General features: G+C 68.8%; 19 protein-coding genes. 8 read left to right on the top strand and 11 right to left on the bottom strand.

Annotation, left to right across the window (positions count from 1 at the left end; all coding sequences use genetic code 11):
• Positions 1 to 524 precede the first annotated feature (524 nt).
• The 3 genes from FPZ12_RS07135 to FPZ12_RS07125 are packed head-to-tail and all read right to left on the bottom strand — an operon-like array spanning position 525 to position 3,526.
• Complete coding sequence (locus FPZ12_RS07135) at positions 525 to 1,292, bottom strand: IclR family transcriptional regulator (RefSeq protein WP_144762514.1); 768 nt, start codon at positions 1,290 to 1,292, stop codon at positions 525 to 527.
• 15 nt (positions 1,293 to 1,307) lie between these two features.
• Entirely contained in the window at positions 1,308 to 2,588 is a 1,281-nt protein-coding gene (locus tag FPZ12_RS07130) for a glucarate dehydratase family protein (protein ID WP_243769711.1), read from the bottom strand.
• Between the two features lie 11 nt (positions 2,589 to 2,599).
• On the bottom strand, positions 2,600 to 3,526 hold the full coding sequence (locus FPZ12_RS07125) for a 5-dehydro-4-deoxyglucarate dehydratase (protein ID WP_144762512.1): 927 nt from the start codon (positions 3,524 to 3,526) through the stop codon (positions 2,600 to 2,602).
• 199 nt (positions 3,527 to 3,725) lie between these two features.
• On the opposite strand from FPZ12_RS07125, the gene FPZ12_RS07120 reads away from it, so the two are divergent.
• Positions 3,726 to 5,264 carry an alkaline phosphatase D family protein gene (locus FPZ12_RS07120; RefSeq protein WP_150980212.1) on the top strand — a complete coding sequence of 513 codons (1,539 nt, stop codon included), beginning with the start codon at positions 3,726 to 3,728 and terminating at the stop codon, positions 5,262 to 5,264.
• On the opposite strand, the gene FPZ12_RS07115 is transcribed toward FPZ12_RS07120, so the two are convergent.
• A complete protein-coding gene (locus tag FPZ12_RS07115; protein WP_144761949.1) occupies positions 5,261 to 7,048 on the bottom strand; it encodes a thiamine pyrophosphate-requiring protein in 1,788 nt (595 codons plus the stop codon). The two genes, FPZ12_RS07120 and FPZ12_RS07115, sit on opposite strands and share 4 nt — an antisense overlap.
• A 102-nt stretch (positions 7,049 to 7,150) precedes the next feature.
• Between FPZ12_RS07115 and FPZ12_RS07110 the strand changes: the two genes are divergently transcribed.
• Both FPZ12_RS07110 and cutA read left to right on the top strand, forming a co-directional pair.
• The gene (locus tag FPZ12_RS07110; protein WP_144761952.1) at positions 7,151 to 7,489 is read left to right on the top strand and encodes a hypothetical protein; all 339 of its coding nucleotides are present in this window, start codon (positions 7,151 to 7,153) and stop codon (positions 7,487 to 7,489) included.
• 9 nt (positions 7,490 to 7,498) lie between these two features.
• A complete protein-coding gene (cutA, locus tag FPZ12_RS07105; protein ID WP_144761955.1) occupies positions 7,499 to 7,816 on the top strand; it encodes a divalent-cation tolerance protein CutA in 318 nt (105 codons plus the stop codon).
• On the opposite strand, the gene FPZ12_RS07100 is transcribed toward cutA, so the two are convergent.
• Positions 7,800 to 8,951 carry a Fic family protein gene (locus FPZ12_RS07100; RefSeq protein WP_144761958.1) on the bottom strand — a complete coding sequence of 384 codons (1,152 nt, stop codon included), beginning with the start codon at positions 8,949 to 8,951 and terminating at the stop codon, positions 7,800 to 7,802. The genes cutA and FPZ12_RS07100 overlap by 17 nt on opposite strands.
• A gap of 117 nt (positions 8,952 to 9,068) precedes the next feature.
• On the opposite strand from FPZ12_RS07100, the gene FPZ12_RS07095 reads away from it, so the two are divergent.
• Positions 9,069 to 10,373 carry a glycoside hydrolase family 1 protein gene (locus FPZ12_RS07095; protein ID WP_144761961.1) on the top strand — a complete coding sequence of 435 codons (1,305 nt, stop codon included), beginning with the start codon at positions 9,069 to 9,071 and terminating at the stop codon, positions 10,371 to 10,373.
• A gap of 152 nt (positions 10,374 to 10,525) precedes the next feature.
• Positions 10,526 to 11,611 (top strand): MBL fold metallo-hydrolase, encoded by a 1,086-nt coding sequence (locus FPZ12_RS07090; protein ID WP_144761964.1) that lies wholly within the window; start codon positions 10,526 to 10,528, stop codon positions 11,609 to 11,611.
• Between the two features lie 330 nt (positions 11,612 to 11,941).
• Here FPZ12_RS07090 and FPZ12_RS07085 read toward each other — a convergent pair whose 3' ends face one another.
• The gene (locus FPZ12_RS07085; RefSeq protein ID WP_144762278.1) at positions 11,942 to 12,496 is read right to left on the bottom strand and encodes a hypothetical protein; all 555 of its coding nucleotides are present in this window, start codon (positions 12,494 to 12,496) and stop codon (positions 11,942 to 11,944) included.
• 11 nt (positions 12,497 to 12,507) lie between these two features.
• Complete coding sequence (locus tag FPZ12_RS07080; protein ID WP_144762281.1) at positions 12,508 to 12,900, bottom strand: PPOX class F420-dependent oxidoreductase; 393 nt, start codon at positions 12,898 to 12,900, stop codon at positions 12,508 to 12,510.
• Between the two features lie 51 nt (positions 12,901 to 12,951).
• Between FPZ12_RS07080 and FPZ12_RS07075 the strand changes: the two genes are divergently transcribed.
• Genes FPZ12_RS07075 through FPZ12_RS07065 form a run of 3 tightly spaced genes read left to right on the top strand, consistent with a single transcriptional unit; the run spans position 12,952 to position 14,228 of the window.
• Complete coding sequence (locus tag FPZ12_RS07075; protein WP_144762295.1) at positions 12,952 to 13,716, top strand: metal-dependent hydrolase; 765 nt, start codon at positions 12,952 to 12,954, stop codon at positions 13,714 to 13,716.
• A gap of 9 nt (positions 13,717 to 13,725) precedes the next feature.
• The gene (locus FPZ12_RS07070) at positions 13,726 to 13,923 is read left to right on the top strand and encodes a hypothetical protein (protein ID WP_144762283.1); all 198 of its coding nucleotides are present in this window, start codon (positions 13,726 to 13,728) and stop codon (positions 13,921 to 13,923) included.
• Complete coding sequence (locus FPZ12_RS07065) at positions 13,923 to 14,228, top strand: hypothetical protein (protein WP_150980210.1); 306 nt, start codon at positions 13,923 to 13,925, stop codon at positions 14,226 to 14,228. Before FPZ12_RS07070 ends, FPZ12_RS07065 begins: the two co-directional genes overlap by 1 nt.
• Here the strand turns inward: FPZ12_RS07065 and FPZ12_RS07060 are convergent.
• The 4 genes from FPZ12_RS07060 to FPZ12_RS07045 all read right to left on the bottom strand — a co-directional run bounded on the left by FPZ12_RS07060 (position 14,199) and on the right by FPZ12_RS07045 (position 19,477).
• Entirely contained in the window at positions 14,199 to 15,659 is a 1,461-nt protein-coding gene (locus FPZ12_RS07060) for an NAD-dependent succinate-semialdehyde dehydrogenase (protein ID WP_144762289.1), read from the bottom strand. The genes FPZ12_RS07065 and FPZ12_RS07060 overlap by 30 nt on opposite strands.
• A complete protein-coding gene (locus tag FPZ12_RS07055; RefSeq protein ID WP_144762292.1) occupies positions 15,656 to 16,921 on the bottom strand; it encodes an MFS transporter in 1,266 nt (421 codons plus the stop codon). Before FPZ12_RS07055 ends, FPZ12_RS07060 begins: the two co-directional genes overlap by 4 nt.
• A gap of 67 nt (positions 16,922 to 16,988) precedes the next feature.
• The gene (locus FPZ12_RS07050; protein ID WP_150980208.1) at positions 16,989 to 18,584 is read right to left on the bottom strand and encodes an ABC transporter permease; all 1,596 of its coding nucleotides are present in this window, start codon (positions 18,582 to 18,584) and stop codon (positions 16,989 to 16,991) included.
• Entirely contained in the window at positions 18,581 to 19,477 is an 897-nt protein-coding gene (locus FPZ12_RS07045; RefSeq protein ID WP_144762136.1) for an ABC transporter ATP-binding protein, read from the bottom strand. Before FPZ12_RS07045 ends, FPZ12_RS07050 begins: the two co-directional genes overlap by 4 nt.
• Positions 19,478 to 19,558: the final 81 nt, after the last annotated feature.

Raw genomic sequence — 19,558 nt, 5'->3', positions numbered from 1 at the left:
CCACCCCCCTCAACCGCCGCCCGGCGACGCGAAGCGAGCCGTCCCGACGACCACACCCCTCCGCCGCTCCGATCCCCAGCCTGCTTTTGCGATCTTGGTGCTGGGTCAAGGCATCTTTCCCGCCTTGACGCAGTGCCGAGATCGCAAACACTCCGAGATCGGGGCGGCGGAGGGGTGCACACAGCGCGGCCCCCGCGCGTCCGTTGCTGCCCCAAGCCGAGCAACAACAAAGCAAAAAGAGAAAAGATCCCCTCGCCGGGAGGCAGGCTCCAGGATGGGCACGGCCCGTAGCTCGGCCACCGGTTGCGAGAGGGGAGAGGTGGGTGCTCATCCCGTCGCCTGCGAAAGCGCTATCACTTTCCCCTGGACCCGCAAGCTTTGGTCTTTCGGGCGCAAGTCGTGCAAAAAGGTTGCGGGCCCAGGGCAAAGTGATGAGGGGGCTGGGCAGGCGACGGGATGAGCACCCACCTCTAGGGCGGATCGCTGGCGCGATCCACCCTCAGGGCAAAGACACACCTCCGCCATCAGCCTCGGACTGCTTGTTCGATTCCCTTACGTGCATCCGCGAGCGCGTCCAGGACCAATGCCTCGATTTCCGGGGTCAGGCGGGCGATGGGGATCGAGCAGCTGATCGCATCTTGCGCAGGAGTCTCGTATCGCAGCGCCATTCCGAAGCAGCGCAGGCCGACCGTGCCCTCCTCATTGTCGACCGCGTAACCCTGCTCGCGGACGGCACCGAGATCGGCGAGGAGGCCGGGGCGGTCCAGGGTGTGCTCGGTCAGCGCGGGGAGTTCGCCGGGTAGCAGCTTCTCCACCTCGGCCTCCGGGTACTCCGCCAGAATCGCCTTGCCCAGCGAAGTCGCGTACGCGGGCAGCCGGCGCCCGACGCGGCTGAACGGGCGCAGGTAGTGCCGGGATTCCCGCGTGGCCAGGTAAACGACGTCCGGCCCATCGAGCCGGGCGAAGTGGACTGTCTCACCGACCTTGTCCCCCAAGGATTCCAGATACTGTCGCGCCGCGCCGAGACGCGAATCGCCATCGATGTAGGAGGTGCCGACGAGTAACGCGCGCACGCCGATGGAGTACAGCGAGCCCGTGGCGTCCGTGCGCACCCAGCCGCGGTTCACCAGAGTTTGCAGCAGCGCGTACAGGCTGCTGCGCGGCACGTCCATCCGTTCGGCCAGCCCGCGGAGGCCGATCGGCTTGCCGTCGAGGCTCCCGAGCACCTCGAGAACGTCGACCGTCCGTCCGGCCGACTTCACATCGCGGACGCCTTTCTGCTGCTCAGCCATGTTCCCTCTTTCCTATCACCAGCGAGGGAACGCGGGCGCGGTCCAGTCCGGGTGCACACGGCGCATCGCAGCCGCATCGTCCCGGGTGCGGACTTCGCTTTCCTGCCAACGTTTGTGCAGCTTGGCGAGGCTGTCCCGGTCCAGTTCGACGCCGAGGCCCGGCGTGTCGGTCACAGCCAGTTTGCCGCCACTGAACGTGTGCGGCTCGGTGATCACGTCCTCGGTCTGCCAGGGGCGGTGCGTGTCGCAGGCGTAGCGCAAGCCCGGGATGGTGGCGGCCACCTGTGTCATCGCGGCGAGGCTGATGCCGAGATGTGTGTTGCTGTGCATGGAGAGTTCCACCCCGAACGCCCGGCACACCGCGGCCAGGTCCTGCGTCGCACGCAATCCGCCCCAATAGTGATGGTCGGACAGGACCACCTGCACCGCATCGGTGCGGAAAGCTTCGGCGATCTCGTCGACGGAGGTGACGCACATGTTGGTGGCCAGCGGAAGCGAAGTCCTGGCCGCGACCTGCGCCATGTTCGAGGTGCCCGTAGTCGGGTCCTCCAGGTACTCGGCGACGCCTTCCAGTTGCGCCGCCACTTCGAGGCTGGTGGCCACGGACCACGCGCCGTTCGGGTCGAGTCGCAGCGGCTGCCCGGGGAACGCCTCGGCCAGCGCGCGGATCGCCGCCACCTCCTGCGCCGGTTCGAAGACGCCGCCCTTGAGCTTGAACGAGCTGAACCCGTAGTCGTCGGCCATACGCTTCGCTTGCGCCACAACACCTTCCGGGTCGAGCGCCGCGCCCCACGTGTCCTTGGGCTCATCCGGCTCCGGGTGCTCCGCCCACCGGTAGAACAGATACGCGCTGTATTCCACGGCATCGCGCACCTTCCCGCCGAGCAGCGCGTGCACCGGCAGGCCCAGCTCGTGGCCCAGCGCGTCCCAGATCGCGACCTCGAACGCGGACGACACGCTTAGCGCGATCTTGGTCATCGAGCGGCTGCCCCGCAGGCCCTCGGCCTGCACGGTGTTGTCGATCCGTTGCGCGCCAACGCGTTCCGTGCACGCGGCCACCCTGGCCGGTAGATCGTTCACGGTCAGCTCGCCGCCGATCAGCTCGGGGCCGAAAGCCTGCGCGATGTTGAGGTAATCGGTGTCGCCATACGTCTCCCCGATGCCGACGACCCCGCTCCCGGTGATGACCTCGACGATAGTGCGCGGCGTGTAGGGCTGGTGCACGCCTTGCAGGTTCAGCAGCGGCGGGTCGGAGATGAGGATCGGCGTGACGCGAACTTCGGCGATGCAGGACAAGATGACGCTCCTCAGACGAGTGCGAGACCGGTGGCGAGCAGGGCTTCGAGCGTGGTCAGTTCTTCGAGCGTGGGGTCGCAAAGCGGCGCGCGCACGGGGCCGACCGGTAGGTCGCGCAGCCGGGCCGCCGCCTTCACCAGCGAAACGGCGTAGCCCGCGCGACGGTCCCGCAGTTCCACGAAGGGCTGGTAGAAACCGCGCAGCAGTTCGTCCGCACGGGACTGTTCACCGGCTTGCAGCGCGGTGAAGAACGCCTTCGAGATCTCCGGCGCGAACGCGTGCACGGCCGAGGAGTACGCCGGGATCCCGATCGAGGCGTATGCGCGCGCTTGCATCTCTGCGGTGGCGACCCCGTTGAAGAACAGGAAGTCCGCGGGCGCGGTCAGCCGCAGCCGTTGCAGCTGGTCGAGGTCGCCGTGCCCGTCCTTGAGACCGATGACGTTCGGGATCTTCGCGAGCAGTGCGACGGAAGCGGCGTCGAAAGCGACGTAGTCGCGCTGGTAGGCGATGATCGGCAGCGGGGTCGACTCGGCGACGCGGCGGACCTGCTCCACGAGCCCGTCCACCGGCGCCTTGACCAGATAGTGCGGCATCAGCAACAGCCCGTCGGCGCCGGCTTCGGCGGCGCGCGCGGCGTACTGCGCGGCGATCGCCCAGCCGTAGCCGACACCGGCGACCACGGGGACACGGTGCGTGGTCTCCTCTACCGCGATGCGCACGACCTCGCCGTATTCGTCGAGAGTCAGCGAGAAGAACTCGCCGGTGCCGCAGGCGACGAAGACGGCGGCCGGGTCGGCGGCGAGCTGTCCGCGCAGGTAGGTGCGGAACGAATCGGGATCGAACTCGCCGCGCGCGGTGAACGGGGTGAGCGGGAAGGAGAGCACTCCGGCGGCCATGCGCTCGCGGAGCCGGTCGGCGATCTGCGTGGGGTCTGTCATCAGCCCGTCTTCATATATAGACAGTAACTCGGTATGAAGACAGCTTAAAAAGTGATCTCGGTCGTCGTCAACGGGATGTTTGGGAGAAAAACCCCCATAACCCCAGGTGGCGGGCCAAACCTTCACCGATGGGACATCTCGCGTTCGGCTCGGGGGGATAGGAAGTCGCGTGGCTGCTACCCCACCACGGAGGTCGACGATGTCGAGTATTTCCCGGCGCACCCTCTTCCAGGGCGCACTCGCCGCCGGCGGCGCGCTCGCGTTCACCGGGCAGGCGACCGCCGCCCCGCTGGTCCGCTCCGGCAGGCCCGCGCTGACGCACGGGCTGCAGAGCGGCGACGTGACCGACTCGTCCGCCACCATCTGGACCCGCGCCGACCGCGCGTCCCGGATGCTCGTCGAGGTCAGCACCGACCCCGACTTCCGCCGCGCACGGCGGGTTCCCGGCGCGCTCCTGCTGCCGGACTCCGACTTCACCGGCAAGACCGTGCTGAACGGCCTGCCCGAGGGCGCCGACATCCACTACCGCGTCACGCCGGTCGGCATCGACGACTCCTCGCTCACCGGCGCGCCGCTCGTCGGCAAGCTCCGCACTGTGCCGCGCGGCGCGCGGGACGTCTCCTTCCTGTGGTCCGGCGATCTCGGTGGCCAGGGCTACGGCATCGACACGTCGCGCGGCGGATACCGGATCTTCAAGGCGATGCGCGCGCTGAACCCGGACTTCTACATCTGCAACGGCGACAACATCTACGCCGACGACCCGATCGAATCCTCGGTGACGCTGCCGGACGGTTCCCTGTGGCGCAACATCGTCACGCCGGAGAAGTCCAAAGTGGCCGAAACACTCGACGAGTACCGCGGCAACTACAAGTACAACCTGCTCGACGACAACCTGCGCGCGTTCTATGCCGAGGTCGCCCAGATCCAGCAGTGGGACGACCACGAGACGCACAACAACTGGTACCCGGGCGAAATCCTGGACGACGACAACTACACCGAGAAGCGTGTCGACGTGCTCAAGTACCGGGCGCGCCAGGCGTTTCACGAGTACGTGCCGATGAATCCCAGCTACGACAAGGAGAACCGGATCTACCGGGTGCAGCACCACGGCCCGCTGCTGGACGTGTTCGTGCTCGACATGCGGTGGTACCGCGACGCGAACTCGGCGGACAAGCAGACCTCGAACGACGGCGGGATCCTCGGCAACGAGCAGGCCGAGTGGCTCAAGCGCGAGCTGAAGAACTCGAAGGCCACCTGGAAGATCATCTCCAACGACATGCCGCTCTGCGAGGTCGTGGCCGACGGCAGCGACTTCGAGGCGATCTCCCAGGGCGACAACGGCGCGCCGCTCGGCCGCGAGCTGCAGCTCGCGGAGCTGCTGAAGTTCATCAAGGACAACGGAATCCGCAACGTGGTGTGGCTGACCACCGACGTGCACTACACCGCCGCGCACTACTTCGACCCGGACAAGGCCGCCTTCCAGGACTTCGATCCGTTCTGGCAGTTCACGACCGGCCCGCTGCACGCCGGTTCGTATCCGCCCGACAGGACGGACACGACGTTCGGCGCGCAGCAGGTGTTCGTGAAGGCACCGTCCTACGCGAATGCCTCGCCGGCCACGGAGTTCCAGTTCTTCGGCCAGGTCTCGATCTCCGCGGAGAGCAAGGAACTGACCGTCAACCTGCGCGACAACTCCGGCGCCGGCCTTTGGTCGAAGGTGCTCGAGCCGCGCCGTTAACGGTTGGGCAGCAGCTCCTCCGCCTTGGTTTTGAGCCCCTGCCACATGAGGTGCCAGGCGTTGGGGTCGCCCTTGACCACGGACTCGGCGGCGGACTTCATCTGTTCGAACGTCGCGTGCGGCGGGATGGGCGGCACCTCAGGGTCACATCGGACGTCCATCAGCGACGGGCGGTCGGCGGACAGGACGCGGTCCCAGGCGGGGCCGACCTGCTCCGGTGCGTCGACCGCCACCACGTCGAAGCCGAGCGTGCGGGCGAAATCGGCGTACGAGATGTCCGGCAGGTTCTGGGATTCCTCGAACTTCGGCGCGCCGCCCATCGCGCGCAGCTCCCAGGTGACCTGGTTCAGGTCGTTGTTGTGGAACACGCACACGACCAGCCGCTGGTCGGACCACAGCTCGCGATAGCGGGCGATGGTGATCAGCTCGGCGAGCCCGTTCATCTGCATCGCGCCGTCGCCTTCGAGGCAGATCACCGGCCGGTCGGGGTGCGCGAACTTCGCGCCGATCGCGTAAGGCACGCCGGGGCCCATCGTCGCGAGCCCGCCGGAGAGCGAACCCCGCATCCGGCCGCGCATCTTGAGGTTCCGCGCGTACCAGTTGGTCGACGAGCCGGAGTCCGCGGTGACGATCGCGTCCTCGGGGATGCGTTCGGACAGCTCGTGCACCACCCGCATCGGGTTCACCGGGTCGGCGTCGAGCATGGCTTGCGCCGCGACGGTTTCCCACCAGTCCGCGACGTTCTTCTCGATCTTTTCCCGCCACGAACGGCTTTCCTTGCGCTGCACCATCGGCAGCAGCGCGCGCAGGGTGCCCTTCGCCTCGCCGACCAGGTTCACCTCGGTCGGGTAGCGCATCCCGATCGCGCTGCCGTCCAGGTCGATCTGCACCGCGCGCGCCTTGCCGTACTCGGGCAGGAACTGGCTGTACGGGAAGTTCGAGCCGACGATGAGGAGCGTGTCGCAGTCACGCATCATTTCGTAGCTGGGCCGGGTGCCGAGCAGGCCGACCGCGCCGGTGACGTAGGGGAGGTCGTCGGGGAGAACATCCTTACCCAGCAACGCTTTCGCGACACCGGCGCCGGTCAGGTCGGCGATCTCCTTGACCTCCTCGGCCGCGTTGCGCGCGCCCTGCCCGATGAGGATCGACACCTTCTCGCCCGCGTTGAGCACCTCCGCGGCGTGGCTGATCTCGTCCTCCGGCGGGATGATCACCGAACGCGGCCGGCTCGGCGGGCTCGACGGCATCTGCTTGAACACGTGTTGCGGTGGCGTGTAAGGGGTTTCCTGCAGATCGGCGGGGATGATCACCGCCGTCGGCGCGCGTTCGGCCAGCGCGGTGCGGATGGCTCGATCGAGCGCGTTCGGCAGCTGCTCGGCGACGTTGACCTCGACGAGGTATTCGCTGGCGACGTCCTTGAACAGCGGCTGCAGGTCCACTTCCTGCTGGTAGCTGCCGCCCATCGCGGTGCGCGCGGTCTGCCCGACGATGGCGACCACCGGCACGTGGTCGAGCTTCGCGTCGTAGAGCCCGTTCAGCAGGTGGATCGCGCCAGGACCGGAGGTGGCCATGCACACGCCGAAGCCGCCGGAGAACTTCGCATAGCCGACGGCCTGGAAGGCGGCCATCTCCTCGTGGCGCGCCTGCACGAAGCGCGGCTTGTTGTCCGCCTTGCCGAAGGAAGCGACGAGCCCGTTGATCCCGTCGCCCGGATAGGCGAAAACCTGTTCCACACCCCACTCGCGCAGCCTGGACACCACGTGGTCGCCGACCGTCTCGGCCATCGCTCCTCCTAGCGTTCGCTCGGTCCCACATTCCGGCTACCCGCGGCGCCGAGGCGAAACACCTGTGTTTCAACGGCTTCCGGCCCGGCTACCCGGTGAATCATGAGCACCTTTCGCTACACCGCCCCGGCGGATCTGCCCGCGGACGAGGCTTTCGCGTTCATCAGCGACGCGCCCAACCTGTTGACGCTCCTGCCGGAGGCCGACCGGGCGTGGATCACGACGGACGAGGCGAACCGGCGCCTGCACTGGGGCACGGAAAGCGAAGGGGAGGACCACGGCGAGTTGCGCGTGCGCGACCGGGGACCCGACATGTGCGAGGTCGAGGTCTCCGTGGCCAGCCGCCGTGACGGCGAGCAGGTGCGGCAGGAGCTCGAGGAAGCCGTCGCAGCGTTGACGCACAAGGCCAGCGCCGACGCCGACCTGTCAGGTTCGACGTAACCTCTGCGTGTGGCTGCTCATCTGATCGTCTCGACCACAACCGACAGCGAGGAATCGGCGCGCGAGCTGGCGGCGAAGGCCGTCGAGGCGTCGCTCGGCGCGTGCGCGCAGATCGTCGGGCCCATCACGAGCGTGTACCGCTGGGAGGGCGAGGTGCACACCGATCCGGAATGGCGGGTGGAGATCAAGACCGCGCAGGACCGGGTGGCCGCGCTGGTCGACCTGCTCAAGGCCAACCACGGTTATGACGTGCCCGAGATCATCGCGACGCCGATCGAGGGCGGCAGCACCGAGTACCTGGACTGGGTGATCACGGAGACGCGTTGAGCAGTCGCAGGATCTCTCCGGCGAGGAAGGTGCGGACCCGCCCGGTGCTGGGCAGCTCCGCCACGATCCCGGCCTCCACGAGCTTCGTCACGTTCAGCGTCGCGGCGCGGTGCGTCACGCCGAGCACTTCCGCGGCGCGGTTGATCGTCATCGCCGGTGTCTCGAACAGCGCGTCGACCAGCTGCGGTACGAGGCTCGACGCGCGGGCCGACGTGACCTCCGCCCGGTAGGACTCGCGGAGCGTGTGCAGCGCCATCGCCCGGTTCCGGGCGTCTTCTGCTTGGTGCGCAAGGACTTCCAGGAAGAACCCGAGCCAGCCGGACCAGTCGCCGTGCGTGCTCACCGCCAGCAGCCGCGCGTAGTACTCGTCGCGCCGCGGTTCGAGGTACGCCGAGAGGTCGAGCAGGGGACTGGGCAGCAGGCCCCATTCGACGAGCAGGAGCGTGACCAGCAGCCTGCCGAGGCGGCCGTTGCCGTCGATGAACGGGTGGATCGCCTCGAACTGGTAGTGCAGGCAGGCGATGGTGATCAGCGGCGGCACGGAATGCTCGGCGTGCAGGAACTTCTCGAAGGCGTCGAGGCAGTCCCAGAGCTGTTCCGGCGGCGGTGGCACGTACGTCGCCGTGTCGAGGACGCAGCCCGGCGGGCCGATCCAGTTCTGCGAACGACGCACCTCGCCCGGCGTCGCGTAGTTGCCGCGGACCCCGTCGAGCAGGATCTCGTGCGCTTCGCGTAGCAGCGAAATGCTCAGCGGCAGGCGGCGATCCGGGGCGAGCACGTGGCCCATCGCCGTGACGTAGTTCAGCACTTCGCGCACATCGGTGCCCGCGGCCTCCTTCGTCGGGCGGACCTCGAACAGGGCCAGGTCGGAGAAAGTGGCCTCGGTGCCTTCGATCCGGCTCGACAGGACGGCTTCGCGCCGGACCATCGACCGGGCCAGCAGCGGCGCGCTCGGGAGGGTGCGGCCGATCCCGGAAAGCTCGCCGACCGCCCTGTCCGCGGCCGACAGCTGGGTGGCCAGCGCGAGGTCGAAGGGTACCTCCGGCGGCAGTGGCGGCGGGACGAACGCGTGGTAGCCCCGGGCCGCGCGCACCAGGTGGCGCCGCCGGTGCCCGGCGAGGTCCGAAGCTTCCATTGCTAGTTGTCTCCCACAGTGCGCAGGTAATGATACTTGAATGGAAAAAAGTAGCACAAGAAGCTCTCGGTGGCGATTCGTTGACCGGCCGTGGCGAAGAACGTAAATTTTCTTCGCATGTTGCGCCGGATGCTGATCCTCGCCTTCACCGCCGTGTTACTGCTGGCCATCCCGTCGCCGGCGAGCGCGGACAGCTGGAGCCGACCGTTCTACTGGGGCGTGGCCACGGCCGGGTTCCAGTCCGAGGGCAGCGCACCGGACAGCAACTGGTCGCGGTACGTCGCGACCTCGGGCAGCGTCGACGCCTACGGCAACGCGACCGACTTCCGGCACCGCTACGCCGAGGACATCCAGCTGGCCGCGGACATGGGCGTGAACACCTTCCGGTTCAGCGTCGAATGGGCGCGGGTCGAACCGCAGCCGGGTGTGTGGGACGAGCAGGAGCTGGCCTACTACGACGACGTCCTCGCGCACATCCGCGCGGCCGGGATGACGCCGATGATCACGCTCGACCACTGGGTCTACCCGGGCTGGGTCGAGGACCAGGGCGGCTTCGCCGATGCGAGGGCGGTCAGCACCTTCACCGACTTCGCCACGAAGATCGTTTCGCGCTACCGCGACCTCGGCGTGCTGTGGGTGACCTTCAACGAGCCGGTCACGTTCCTCACCAAGGAGCTCCAGATCGGCGCGCTGAACCCGTTGCTCATCCCCGCCTGGCAGGCGAACGTCGTGCAGGCGCACCGGCGCACCTACGACCTGATCCACCGGCTCGACCCCAGCGCGAAGGTCACCAGCAACCAGGCCTTCTACACCGGGTTCAACGCCGCCACCGACCTCGTGATCATGGACCAGATCAGGGGTAAGGTCGACTTCGTCAGCTTCGACTACTACTACGGCGCCAGCCTCGACAACCTCACCGCCGTCAACGCGGCAGGCGGCCAGACGTGGAACGTGAAGCTCCAGCCCGAAGGCATCTACGACGCGCTGCGCTACTACGCCAACCGCTACCCGAACCTGCCCCTGTACATCGTCGAGAACGGCATGCCGACCGACAACGGGCAGCCCCGCGCGGACGGCTACACCCGCGAAGCCGCCCTGCGCGATTCGATCTTCTGGGTGCAGCGCGCGAAGGCCGACGGGATGAACGTGATCGGCTACAACTACTGGAGCATCACCGACAACTACGAGTGGGGCAGCTACGAACCCCGGTTCGGTCTGTACACAGTGGACGTTCTCGCCGACCCGTCGCTGACCCGCAGGCCGACCGCCGCGGTGCCGGTGTACCGCCAGACGATCGCCGATGGCGGCGTGCCCGCGGGGTATCGGCTCGTGCAGCAGCCGGGGATCTGCTCGTTGGTCGACCCGCTGACCAGCTGCCTCGCCCCGGCGAATCCGGACGGCCCGCTCGCTCATCTGGGTTAAGGCGCCGTTCGTCAACCCGGACGACTACAGCCACGGCGGAAAAGTGTTTCGACGAGCAGGTCGGGTTGCCGCCCGTTTTCCGCCTACTTTCGGTCGACCGGGTTAACAGGCCCTCAGGAACCTTCAGCCGAACTCGCGTAGCTTCGGGTGGTATGGCGAAAAGACTTAGGTGGGCGGTCCCCGCGCTGCTCGGCGCGCTCGGCTGGGCGGTCTCGGAGATCCCCGTGGCCTTCGGCGGAAGGCCGGACCCGGAGCTGCTGAAGCGGTCCCCGCAGTTCAAGGACGGCCGGTTCCGGAACGTGGTGCCGCAGGTGAACCCGGACGCGAGCGCGGGAAGGGGGCTGCTGCGGGAGATGCTGTTCGGCGGTCAGCGCCGCCGGCCCGTCCGCCCGATTCCGCTGGTGCCGCAGCGGCCCGATCACCCCGACAGCGGGCTGCACATCACCTGGTACGGCCACGCCTCGTCGCTGGTCGAGCTGAACGGCACCCGCATACTCGTCGACCCGGTGTGGGCGGAGCGTGCGTCGCCGTCGCGGCTGGTCGGGCCGAAGCGGATGCACAAGCCCCCGCATCGGCTGGAGGAACTGCCGCGGCTGGACGCGATCATCGTGTCGCACGACCACTACGACCACCTCGATGCGGCGGCGATGCGCACGCTGACCCGCACGCAGGACGCGCCGTTCGTGGTCCCGCTCGGAGTCGGCGCGCATCTGCGTCGCTGGCGCGTGCCGGCGGAGCGGATCATCGAACTCGACTGGCACGAGAGCACGGAGCTCGCGGGCGTGCGGATCACCGCCGCCGACGCGCAGCACTTCTCCGGCAGGGCGTTCACCCGCAACAACACGCTGTGGGCGTCGTGGATCATCGCCGGTTCTGGGCGGAAGGTCTTCTACACAGCGGACTCCGGCTATTTCGACGGCTATGCCCGGATCGGCGAGAAGTACGGCCCGTTCGACGCCTCGCTGGTGCAGATCGGCGCGTACCACCCGGCGTGGCCGGACATCCACATGACGCCGGAAGAAGGCGTGGCCGCGCACCAGGACGTGCGGGGCGGGTTGCTGATCCCGGTGCACTGGGCCACGTTCCGGCTCGCCCTGCACGGCTGGAGCGAGCCCGCGGACCGCGTCTGGCTGGAGGCGAAAGCCCACGACATCCCGCTGGCCGTGCCTCGCCCCGGCGAACGGATCGACGTGGACGAAGTCGGCCCCGTCGACCCCTGGTGGCAGACGGTCGCCTAGCCGCGCGGCGCCCTCCCGCGTGTTTGCCGTTCCCGTCGGCGTGTTTGCCCCTCGCCCGGGCGTGTTTGCCCGTGGCGTCAATGTGTTCGCCCCTGGGGTCGGTGTGTTGGCTGTCGACGTTCGCCCGTTGGGTGGGGCTGGTGCGCCGTTGGGTGGGGCTGGTGTGTTGGCCGTCGTCGGCAGCCAAGACGCGCGCGGGGGTGGCCAACACACGCGCGGGGGTGGCCAACACACGCGCGGGGGTGGCCAACACACGCGCGGGGGTGGCCAACACACGCGCGGGAGCGGCCAACACACGCGCGGGAGCGGCCAAGACGGGGGTCGCGTGGGCTAGCCGCGCGGCGGTTTGGCGCGGTCGGCGGCGGCGCCGATCTTGGACATCGTGTGCTGGCACCACATGGACATCGCGCAGTCGCCGTCGGGCTCCTCCGGCAGTTCGTCCAGTGGTTTGCCGACGATCTCGTGTGCCAGCAGGTGGTGGTCGTAGAGGGCGTGCAGCCAGATCTCCACCTGCTCGGCCGTGTCCAGCCGCACCACGCCGCCCGAAGCGGGCAGCTGGCCGAGGAATTCGGCGTGCGTGGCACGGATCGACCAGGTCAGCTCGGCGTCCACCCGCGGATCGCGCAGTTCGTCCATCACCGAGCGGTGGATGGCACGCCAGATCATCGGGGTGCGCAGCGTGCTGCCGTCCCACGGCGCCGGCCCGCCGCTGCGGTGTTCGGCGATCCGGCCCTCGGCGGAGTGCACCACGGCCTCGGAACCCTGGCGCAGCACCGGGATCATGGCCGGTTCGATCGCCCCGATCACCGTGTGCCCGGCGACGTCCCAGGTGGTGCCGCCGGCGAAGGGGCTGTCGAAAAGGTCCTCGGACCAGCGATCGGGCATCGAGGCTGAACCTAGTCCATCCCCAGCCGGCGGTCGATGCTGATCTCGAGCACGACGCGCTCCGGGTTCGGCCGCGGCTGCCGCCCATATCGCTCCGCGTAACGGTTTTCCGCGTCCCGCACCGAGTCGGCGTCCTCGCGCACGACGGCGGTTCCCTCCAGAGTGGACCATCGGCCGCGGTCGACCTGGCTCACCGCGACACGCGCGCCCGACTCGCCGGAGGAGCGCACATTGCGGGCCTTGACACTGCCGCGCGAGCAGATCACGCGCGCCGTCTCGAACGCGTCGTCCACGGTGACCCCGACCGGTACGACGTGCGGAGATCCGTTGTGGCGCAAGGTGGTCAGGGTGGCCAGCTGCCACTCCGCCCAGAACTCGCGAAGCTGCTGTGTGGGCTCGGTCATACTGTCCCCTCCACCGTTCTGTCACACCCTCTTGCCAAGATCGGCCCCATGATGGGCCGTACCCACGCATTGTCCGGCTGGTGTGCCGGGCTCGCCGTCGCACCCTTGGTCGGTGCCGGGACCGTACACCAGGCGCTTGCTTTTGCCGCCACCACAGCGGGTTTCGCGCTGCTGCCGGACCTCGACCACCCCGGCGCGGGTGCGTCGCGGCTGCTCGGGCCGATCACGGGGGTGCTGTCCTGGCTCCTGCGGCACGCTTCGGCCGGGCTGTACGCGATCACGAAGGGCCCGCGCGACGAAGACAGCAAGGGCACGCACAGACATCTGTCCCACACCGTGCTCTTCGCGGCGGGCATCGGCGCGCTCACGATGTGGGGCACGCGGGCAGGTGGCTGGTATGCGGTGGCCGGGGTGGTGATCTTCGGACTGTTGCTGGCCGCCGACGCGCTGGGGGACTGGCTGCTGGTGGTCGCCGGTGGAGCGGCCGTGTGGTGGGCGTTGACGGCGAGCGCGGAGGGCGAGCTGCAACAGTTGACGGGCTGGCTCGGCATCGCCGTGGCGGTCGGCTGTTTCGCGCACTGCCTCGGCGATTCACTGACCGAGGCGGGCTGCCCGTTCCTGTTCCCGGTGCCGATCGCGGGCGAGACCTGGTACGAGCTGCGGCCGCCGAAGCTCCTGCGCTTCCGCACCGGGAAGCGGGTGGAGAACCTCCTGTTCGTGCCGGTTTTCGTGGTGCTCGGGGTGCTGCTCGTGCCCGGCACCTGGGACGGGCTCGTGCAGATCTTCGACCACCAGACCGTCAACGCCGGAAATTGAGTATCCCCAGTGACGCTGGACTGCATCCCGTTCGCGCGCTGCATGCCTGCCTACGAGCGCCGCGACTTCGACTCCATCCACGAGACGATGACGATCAGCCTGGACAGGCTGGCCCGCGCGGGTGCGGAGTTCTTCGTCTGCTCGGACAACACGGTGCACCATGCTCTGGAGCGGCCAGGCCCGGCGTGCTCGGCACGAACTACCTGATGGACGGTCCGGTGTACCCGGCGGCGTTCGGCCGCCGCGGGATTTCGGCCGAGCTGCCCGGCGCCGCGGATCGCGAGCTGGTCAGCGGGATCATCTTCGACGAGCTGGTGAAGGGCGTGTTCACCGACTCCGCGCGTGAGGAGTACGTGCGGGTGATCGAGCGGCTGGCCGGGCGCGGTTGCGTTGGCGTGCAAGGAAATCCCGCTCCTGATCACGCCCGAGGTGTCGCCGCCACGCGCGTCCGTCGCTGCCGCAACGCACGCAACGCCGCGACGTCAGCCCTTTTCGTTCAGTGCCAAGGCTAGGTACTTGACCTCGAGGTACTCGTCGATACCCTCGGCGCCGCCTTCGCGGCCGAAGCCGGAGGCCTTCACACCGCCGAAGGGCGCGGCGGCGTTCGAGACGAGCCCGGTGTTCAGGCCGACCATCCCGGTGGACAGCCGCTCGCCGACCCGGATGGCGCGGTCGAGGTCACGGGTGAACAAGTAGGCCACGAGGCCGAATTCGGTGTCGTCGGCCAGGGCCACGGCCTCGTCCTCGGTGTCGAACGTGGTCACGGGGGCGACCGGGCCGAAGACCTCCTCGCGCAGGATCCGCGCGTCCGCGGGCATGTCGGTGAGCACCGTGGGCGAGAAGAAGAAGCCCTTGCCGTCCAACGGTTTCCCGCCGGTGGTGGCGCGGGCGCCGCGCTGTACCGCGTCGTCGACCAGTTCGATCACCTTGTCCCGCTGGTCCGCGTTGATCAGCGGGCCGACCTTGATGCCGTCCTCGGTGCCGTGCCCCACCTTCATCGCCGACATCTCTTCGGTCAGCCGCCGGACGAACTCGTCCGCGATCGAGGAGTGCACGTGGAACCTGTTCGCCGCCACGCAGGATTCGCCGTTGTTGCGCATCTTCGCGGTGATCGCGCCGGACACCGCGGCGTCCATCGAGGCGTCGTCGAACACCAGGAACGGCGCGTTGCCACCGAGTTCCATCGACATCCGCTGCAGGTTCTCCGCGCACTGCCCGACGAGCTTGCGGCCGACCTCGGTCGACCCGGTGAACGACATCTTGCGGATCCGCGGATCGGCCAGCGCGGGCCCGGACACCCGGCTCGCCGAGGTCACCGGGAGCACGCTGAGCACGCCGTCGGGCAGCCCCGCTTCGCGCAGCAGCGCGGCGAGGTTGAGCATCGACAGCGGGGTGAGCTGTGCGGGTTTGACGATCATCGTGCAGCCCGCCGCGATCGCGGGGCCGAGTTTGCGGGTGCCCATCGCCAGCGGGAAGTTCCACGGCGTGATCAGCAGGCACGGCCCGACCGCTTGCTTCGACACGAGCATCCGCCCGCCGCCCGCGGGATTGCGCGCGTAGCGGCCGTCGATGCGGACGGCCTCCTCGGAGAACCAGCGGAAGAACTCGGCCGCGTACGTCACCTCGGCCTTCGACTCCGCGATGCTCTTGCCCATCTCGAGCGTCATCAGCTCGGCGATCTCGTCCGAGCGGTCCGTCATCAGCTGCCAGGCCCGGCGCAGGATCTCGCCCCGTTCCCGCGGCGGGGTCGCGGCCCACTCGCGTTGCGCCGCAACGGCCTTCTCGATCGCTTCGCGCACGTCGGCGTCCTGGGCGTCCGCGACTTCGCACAGCTGCTCCTCGGTGCCCGGGTCCTGCACCGCGAACACGCTGCCGTCCGCCGCGTCCCGCCACTGGCCGGCGAGGAAGATCTGCTTCGGTACCCGCTCGACGATGTCGCTCATGCGCTTCGGCTACCCGGGTCACCGGCCACGTATGCGTCGGGCAGCCTCCGCAGCCGTCGCATCGGCGAACACAGCAGACGAAGCCCGGCGAGGGTGAGCCCCGCGGCGGCGATCCACAGGCTGGCCCGCGTCCCGGCGGTCTCCGCGACGATCCCGGCGAGCAGGCTGCCCAGTGGCGCCATGCCGAAGATCGTGAACCGCATCGTGGCGTTCACGCGCCCGCGCAGGTTTTCCGGTGTGACGGCTTGCTGGAAGCTGACCTGCAGGATGTTGAACACGGTGATCGCGCCCGCCGCGAGGAAGTTCCCGATGGGATAGCAGAGCACCCCCGCGCCGGTCGTAGTCGAGGCGACGAGCACGTACCCGAAAGCGAGCACCAGCCCCGACAGCCAGAGGCACCGCGCTTCACCGATCCACGCGGCGAGCCGTTGCCCGACGAGCGCCCCGGTCACCGCGCCGAGCAGTCCCGTGCTGCTGATGAGGCCGATCTGCCCTGGCGTCAGGTGGATTTCGTCGAGCAGGAACACCACGGAGATCGCGAGCATGAATGACTGCGACAGGCTGCCCAGCGCGGTCGTCTCGGCCAGCGGGCGCAGCAGCGGATGCCGGTGGACGAACGCCAGCCCCTCCCTGATCTGCTTCAGCAACGGCGCCTGGTTTTCCGGCCGCGGCACCCGCTCGGCCTGCCGAATCCGGCCCAGCCACCCGGCCGACCAAAGGAAGCTCAGCGCGTTGAGCCCGAGCGCGAACGGTCCGCCGAAGTACTGCACGAGGAATCCGGCCGCGCTCGGCGCCGCGACCGCCGCCACCGAAGTGTTCGCCTGCAGGCGTGCGTTCCCCTCGATCAGCCGCCCCCGGTCGATCAGCCGCGGCAGGTAGGTCTGGTGCCCGACTTCGAAGAACACCGCGAGCACCCCGGCCACAGCCACCACCCCGAACAACTGTCCCAGCGTCAGCACGCCGAAGGCTGCGGCCAGTGGGACCGAGCCGAAGGCGATCGCGCGGCCGAGGTCGGTGCCGATCAGCAGCGGGCGCAGCCGGATCCGGTCGCACCAGGCGCCCGCCTGCAGGCCGAGTACCAGGTACGCAAGCGTTTGCACCGTGCGGAGCGAGGCGACCTCGAAAGCCGACGCACCCAGCGTCGTCGCCGCGAGCAGCGGCAGGGCGAGGACGGTTATCCGGTCGCCGAACTGGCTCAGCAGGTCCGCCGTCCACAACCTGCGGAATCCCGCGTGCCGGAACAATCCCCCAGGATCGGTCACGATCCCCAGTCTGCCCAAAAAAGAGCCCGGGCCCCCGACAAGTCCCGGGCTCTTCCCCCACCTGTGGTTACCCGATATCTCGCCGGCGGAATCCCGTCAATCCGGCGGCCAGCGCGACCAGCGCGATCCCGGTCAGCCACACCAGCGGCGTCGCCGTCAGCGTGGCGCTCGGCAGCTTCGGGATGTGCGTGAACGGCGAGATGTCCAAGACGCCCTGCGGCAGGTTCAGCACCGGCCCGTACAGCGCGAGCGCCAGCGAAAGCGACGCCGCCGACCAGCCCGCCGTCGCGTATTTGGGCACGAAACCGAACACCATCAAGGCGATCCCGGCGACCACCCAAACCGCGGGCAGCTGGGCGAGTGAAGCACCGAACACCGTCCACACCTGGTGCCCGACCCCGCCCACCCGCAGTCCGTGCAACAGCCCGGCGAAGGCGCCGAACACCCCGAGCAGCAGCGCGCTGCCCAGCCACGCGAACACGAGGTGGCTCGCCGCCCACTGCAGGCGCCGGACTTTGGTGGCCAGCAACGGTTCCAGCCGCACGGCGACCTCCTCGGAGCGCATCCGCAGCGTCGCCTGCACGGCGTACAACGCCGCGACCATCCCGCCGATACCCGCGATCGCCGCCAGGTACGCGTCCACCAGCTTCGACGCGCCGCCCAGCCGTTCGAACATCTGCTGCACCTGCGCGCTGTTGCCGACGACGTCCCCGATCCCGGCGGCCAGCGAGCCGAACACCGCGCCGCAGATGGCGAACCCGGCCACCCAGCCGATCAGCATCCCGCGGTGCAGGCGCCAGGCCAGCGCGAACGGCGACCGCAGGCTCGCGGACGCGAAGGCGGGGCCGGGACGGGTCGGCACGATCGCCATCCCGACGTCACGCTTCGGCAGCAACCAGTACGCGATCGCGGAGAAGGCCACGGCCGCCGCGACCAGCGGGAGCACGACCCACCAGTGGTCACCGGCGTAGGGCCGGAGCTGGACAGCCCAGCCCAGCGGCGAAAACCACGAGAGCCAGCTGATGTCCTTCGCCGAGTCGCCGACTCCGCGCACCATGAAGAACACGCCGAGGACAGCGCACGCGACCCCGTTGGCTGTCCGCGAGTACTCCACCAACTGCGCCGCGATACCCGCCACACCACCGAAAACCAGCCCGGTCAGCGCGAGGCTGAGTCCGAACCCGACGGAACCCGCCGCCGGCAGCCCGGCCGCGAGCAGGGACACAGTCGAGATCAGCCCGGTGGCCACGGAGGCCAGGCCGGAGACGAGAAGCGCGGCTGTCAACGGCGCGTAGCGGCCGGTGACGGTCGAGGACAGCAGCTCCTGACGGCCCGTGTCCTCCTCCTGCCTGGTGTGCCGGATGACGGTGAAAATGCACGCCAGCGCAAGGAAAAGCCCGAGGAAGGTCAGGTACTTCCACGCCGTGTAGCCGCCGGCGGTGGTCAGGTCGAACGCCGGGCCGTAGATCAGGTTGGTCGACGGGTTCGCCGCCGAACCGCCCTGCAGCGACTGCCGGCTCGCCGCGTCGGGATAGAGCTGCTCGTACAGCCGCGCCGTCGCCGCCGGGATGACGGCGATCAGGATCACCCAGATCGGCATCGTGACCCGGTCGCGCCGCAGCGCGAGCCGGACCAGGTGCCGGGTGCCGACGAACTGGTTCATCGCGAACTCGCCTCGGTCGTGTAGTGGCGCAGGAACAGCTCTTCCAGCGTCGGCGGCTGGCTGGTCAGGCTGCGCACGCCGACCTCGGTCAGCTGGCGCAGCACCTTGTCCAGCGAGTGGGTCTCCACGTCGAACCGCACGCGGTTGCCCTCGAGCTTGAAGTCGTGCACGTCCGGCAGGCTGGACAGCCCGTTGGGGTGCCCGGCCAGTTCGGCGGTGATCGACGTGCGGGTCAGATGCCGCATGTCCGCCAGCGAACCGGTTTCCACCGTGCGCCCGTTCCGGATGATGCTGACCCGGTCGCACAGCGCCTCGACCTCGGCGAGGATGTGGCTGGAGAGCAGCACCGTGCGGCCGCGCTCGCGCTCCTCCTCGATCGCGTACTGGAAAGTGGCCTCCATCAAGGGATCCAGGCCCGAGGTCGGCTCGTCCATGATGAGCAGTTCCACGTCGGAGGCCAGCGCGGCGACGATCGCCACCTTCTGCCGGTTGCCCTTCGAGTACGTGCGGCCCTTCTTCTTCGGGTCGAGGTCGAAGCGCTCGATGAGCTCCTTGCGGCGGCGCTGGTCGAGCCCGCCGCGCAGCCTGCCGAGCAGGTCGATCACCTCGCCGCCGGAGAGGTTGGGCCACAGGTTGACGTCGCCGGGGACGTAGGCGAGCCGCCTGTGCAGGCTCGCGCCGTCGCGCCACGGGTCACCGCCCAGCAGTTCGACCTTGCCGGCGTCCGCGCGCAGCAACCCCAGGAGCACACGGACGGTCGTGGACTTACCGGCGCCGTTCGGGCCGAGGAACCCGTGCACCTCGCCCGTCGCGACCTGCAGATCAAGCCCGTCGAGGGCTTTCGTCGGCCCGAACGTCTTCGTCAGGCCGGTGATGGAGATGGCGTTACCCATGCCGCGGACGCTACACTTGTTTCACAAATTTGTGAAGTTAAGAAAATGTATGGATGACGTGAAGATCGTTGGGGGCGTCAG

Source organism: Amycolatopsis acidicola (genome assembly GCF_007713735.2).
In the GTDB taxonomy this organism is placed as follows: Bacteria; Actinomycetota; Actinomycetes; order Mycobacteriales; family Pseudonocardiaceae; genus Amycolatopsis_E; species Amycolatopsis_E acidicola.
The sequence above is the reverse complement of the archived record's forward strand: the minus strand, read 5'-3'. Positions and strand labels throughout refer to the sequence as shown.